Source organism: Staphylococcus sp. GDY8P120P (assembly GCF_017892065.1).
Classification (GTDB): Bacteria; Bacillota; Bacilli; order Staphylococcales; family Staphylococcaceae; genus Staphylococcus; species Staphylococcus nepalensis.
The window spans coordinates 1-650 of record NZ_JAESKI010000053.1; the positions used below are offsets into that span (position 1 = coordinate 1).

General features: G+C 35.4%; 2 protein-coding genes. Both read left to right on the top strand.

All coding sequences use genetic code 11. The features are described from left to right. The coding region (locus KA900_RS14590; RefSeq protein ID WP_210139783.1) for an adenine nucleotide alpha hydrolase family protein at positions 1–555 on the top strand (555 nt) is incomplete at its 5' end. Next, positions 548–650 (top strand): hypothetical protein (locus tag KA900_RS14855; RefSeq protein ID WP_245339226.1); only part of this gene is annotated, 103 nt, incomplete at its 3' end. The genes KA900_RS14590 and KA900_RS14855, both read left to right, overlap by 8 nt.

The window sequence follows — 650 nt, forward strand, 5'->3', positions numbered from 1 at the left end:
GTACTTACATTCGAACAAGGCTTACCTACCGCTTTAAACGGTAAATCCTATAAATTAAGCCAATTAATTTTGGATTTAAACAAATTAGCGGGTAAACATGGTATTGGAAGAATTGATCATGTAGAAAATAGACTCGTCGGTATTAAGTCTAGAGAAGTTTACGAAACACCTGCAGCAGAGGTTATAATCAAAGCGCATAAAGCACTCGAAACGATTACTTTAACTAAAGATGTCGCTCATTTTAAACCTGTTATTGAAAAACAATTTTCGGAACAAACGTACAATGGACTTTGGTTTTCTCCACTAACTGATAGCCTAAAAGCGTTTGTAGATAGTACACAAAAATTCGTTTCTGGTGACGTACGTCTTAAATTATTTAAAGGTAATGCCGTTGTAAATGGTAGAAAATCGCCGCATACACTATATAATGAAAAATTAGCGACTTATACAAAAGAAGATGCATTTAATCAAGAATCTGCAGTCGGCTTTATTGATATCTTTGGTTTACCTACAAAAGTTAATTCTATGTTACACGGCGGATATTCAGATGAGTAATAAAGCTTGGGGCGGAAGATTTAGTGAGCAACCCGAAGACTGGGTCGATGAATTTAATGCCTCCATTCACTTTGATAAAACGCTCATCCAATATG